Origin of the sequence: Pseudomonas agronomica (genome assembly GCF_025917275.1) — a bacterium.
Classification (GTDB): Bacteria; Pseudomonadota; Gammaproteobacteria; order Pseudomonadales; family Pseudomonadaceae; genus Aquipseudomonas; species Aquipseudomonas agronomica.
Genome location: NZ_JAOSHO010000575.1, coordinates 1 through 2,887, shown reverse-complemented (window position 1 = coordinate 2,887; position 2,887 = coordinate 1). Strand labels below are relative to the sequence as shown.

4 protein-coding genes are annotated in these 2,887 nt (G+C 60.4%); all 4 read right to left on the bottom strand.

What is annotated here, in order from left to right; translation table 11 throughout:
* Window positions 1-56: 56 nt before the first annotated feature.
* The gene (locus OC610_RS24690) at window positions 57-938 is read right to left on the bottom strand and encodes a transporter substrate-binding domain-containing protein (protein ID WP_264431599.1); all 882 of its coding nucleotides are present in this window, start codon (window positions 936-938) and stop codon (window positions 57-59) included.
* On the bottom strand, window positions 935-1,717 hold the full coding sequence (locus OC610_RS24685) for an amino acid ABC transporter ATP-binding protein (RefSeq protein WP_264431597.1): 783 nt from the start codon (window positions 1,715-1,717) through the stop codon (window positions 935-937). The genes OC610_RS24690 and OC610_RS24685 overlap by 4 nt, the downstream gene beginning before the upstream one ends.
* Complete coding sequence (locus tag OC610_RS24680) at window positions 1,714-2,373, bottom strand: amino acid ABC transporter permease (RefSeq protein ID WP_264431595.1); 660 nt, start codon at window positions 2,371-2,373, stop codon at window positions 1,714-1,716. Before OC610_RS24680 ends, OC610_RS24685 begins: the two co-directional genes overlap by 4 nt.
* Window positions 2,354-2,887, bottom strand: a 534-nt coding sequence (locus tag OC610_RS24675) for an amino acid ABC transporter permease (protein WP_264431593.1), incomplete at its 5' end; no start/stop codon positions are given. The genes OC610_RS24675 and OC610_RS24680, both read right to left, overlap by 20 nt.

The window sequence follows — 2,887 nt, the reverse complement described above, 5'->3', positions numbered from 1 at the left end:
TGTGGGAGCGAGCTTGCTCGCGATAGCAATAGGAAGGTCTACCCAAAATCAGAGAGTCACCCCTGCCACTTCCCACCCTCGACAATCACGCTCTCAGGCTTGGTGTCATCGCTCAGTTCCTTGCGCACATATTGGTCGTACAGCTTGAGCAGGTATTTCTCTTCCCCCAGCTTCGCCAACTCGGCATTGACCCAATCACGCAGCTCGACATTGCCCTTCTTCACCGCCGGTGCGATCGGCGCTTCGGCGCCCAGTGTCTGCTCGAGCACCCGATAGCCGGGGTTCTGCTTGGCCCAACTGAACAGCACCAGATTGTCCTGGGCATAGGCATCGCCACGGCCGTTGGCCAATGCTTGCAAGGACTCGGAATTTTTCTCGAACTTGAGCAGTTTCCAATCCGGGTGGTTCTTGGTCAGCCAGATATCCGCCGTCGTACCGGTCGTGACAATGGTGGTGCGGGTCGCCAGGTCATCAAGGCTTTTCACCGTGCTGGCCTGCGGCACCAGCGCCTGTACCGCGACCTTCAGATTCGGGTTGGTGAACTCCACCGCTTCCTTGCGCTCCGGGGTCACGGTCATGTTCGCCAGGATCAGGTCGACCTTGTCACTTTGCAGGAACGGAATCCGGCTCGCCGGCTCGACCGCCACAAACTCGACCTTGTTTTCATCGCCAAGCAGGTCCTTGGCAAATCGACGACCGATGTCGGTATCGAAGCCGACATACCGCCCCGCCTCGTCGACAAAACCAAACGGCGGCTTGTCCGTAAAGACGCCGACGATCAGCTTGTCCCGTGCCTTGATTTTTTCCAGATAGCCGGCTGGCGCGCTGCTCTGGCTGGCGGCGTTCGGCTTCGGCGGTTCTTCGGTTTTATTGCAGCCGGCCAGCAGCGCAACAGCGAGCAATGGCAATAGCAGCAGAGAAGACTTGGCAGTTTTCATGACAGTTCCAGTTCCTTTGTTTGAGTCGTGTTGGGTAGTGCGGCGACGTAGGAGAACTTCTCCAGGAACTGCTGCGCTCGTGCGGTTTGCGGGTTCGTAAAGAAAATCTCGGGAGGGTTTTGTTCAAGGATGCGCCCGGCATCCATGAACACAATGCGGTCAGCCACGGCGCGGGCGAAGGCCATTTCGTGGGTGACGATCAGTAGCGTCATGCCTTCGCGAGCCAGGCCCTGGATGACGTCCAGCACCTCCTTGACCATTTCCGGATCGAGGGCGGCGGTGACTTCATCGAACAACATGACCTTGGGGTTCATGCACAGCGAGCGCACGATGGCGATGCGTTGCTGCTGGCCGCCAGAGAGCTGGCGCGGGAAGGCATCGCGCTTGTCCAGCAGACCCACCCGCGCCAGCAGGGCTTCGGCCTGGGCGCGCGCTTCGCGGCGGTCGCGTTTTTGCACCTTGACCGGGCCGAGCAGCACGTTGTCGAGCACGCTCATGTGCGGGAACAAGTGGTAGCTCTGGAACACCATGCCGATCTGTTGCCGGACTTCGCGCCAATCGGTGCCTTTGTCCAGCAGCTCGCGTCCGGCAAATGCCAGGCTGCCGCCATGGGCCACTTCCAGGCCGTTAAGGCAACGCAGCAAGGTACTTTTGCCACAACCACTTGGGCCGAGGATGACGATCACTTCGCCAGTCTTCACGTGCAGGTCGATGTCGTCGAGCACCTGCTGTTCGCCGAAAAACTTGTTGAAACCCTTGAACTCGATCAATGCGCTCATGCTTGCGTCCAGCGCCGCTCCAACACGCGCGAGGCGGCCGAGAGCGGGTAGCAGATGAAAAAGAAAAACAGGAACAGCGCGCCGTAGATCAGCACGGATTCGTAGGTACGCTCGATGATCTGCTGGCCGACCTTGATCACGTCAACCACGCCGATCAGCACGGCCAGGGAGCTGGTCTTGATGATGCGGGTGTAGACGTTGATGGTCGGCGGCGTCATGCGCCTGAGCGCTTGCGGCAGCAGCACATGGCCGTAGAGTTGCGGCCCGTTCAGCCCAATCGACAAGCCCGCCTCCCGTTGGCCCCGCGGCAGCGAATGCAAGGCGCCGCGCACCACTTCGCCGACCTCACTGGCGCCCCACAACGACAACACCAGGACCGCGCACCAGAAGCTTGGAATGCTCAGGCCGAAAAAAATCGGCAGGCCGAAGAACAGCAGGTACAACCAGACCAGCACCGGAATCGCCCGAAACAGCTCCAGATAGACCCGCAGGACGGCGTCCAGCCACTTCATGCCCAATGTCCGCAACACGCCATAAAGCACGCCGCCAACAGTGCTGAAGGCGATGCCCAGAAAGGAAATCGACAAGGTTTGGACGGCGCCCTCGCCCAGTTGCGGCAACGACACCCACAGCAACTCAAGACCCGAACTGGCCATGCTGGAGCCTCCTTTCCAGGCGGCTGAGCAACAGCGACAGCGGCAAGAACAGCAGCACGCAGATCAGCGTCAGCACGGCGAGCATTTCGTAGGTCTTGTAGTAGAGCGCGATGTAGCTTTTGGTGGTGTAGAGAATTTCCGGCACCGCCACGGCCGAGACCACGGTGGTCTCCTTCAGCAGGAAAATGAAATTGGCGAACAGCGACGGCAGGCTGAGAATCCCGGCCTGCGGCAGGATCACGTAGCGCAGCAATTGCCCGTGGGACAGCCCGATGGAACGACCGGACTCCAATTGCGCCTGGGGCACCGCGTCCACGCCCGCCCGCAGCACTTCCGTGAGGTAGGCGCCGCCCAGGAAGGTCATGGTGATGATCGCCGCCGCAAACCCCGAGACCTTGATGCCCAGCACCGGCAAGGCGAAGTAGACGAAGAACAGCTGGATAAGCAGCGGTGTGTTGCGGGCCAGTTCCACATACAACCCCACCAGGCGTTGCAGGTAAGGCGTGCGCAGCAC

Bases quoted from the DNA above. Each gene is read 5' to 3' on its own strand.
- OC610_RS24680 (WP_264431595.1), bottom strand. From the start codon at position 2,373: ATGGCCAGTTCGGGTCTTGAGTTGCTGTGGGTGTCGTTGCCGCAACTG.
- OC610_RS24690 (WP_264431599.1), bottom strand. From the start codon at position 938: ATGAAAACTGCCAAGTCTTCTCTGCTGCTATTGCCATTGCTCGCTGTT.
- OC610_RS24685 (WP_264431597.1), bottom strand. From the start codon at position 1,717: ATGAGCGCATTGATCGAGTTCAAGGGTTTCAACAAGTTTTTCGGCGAA.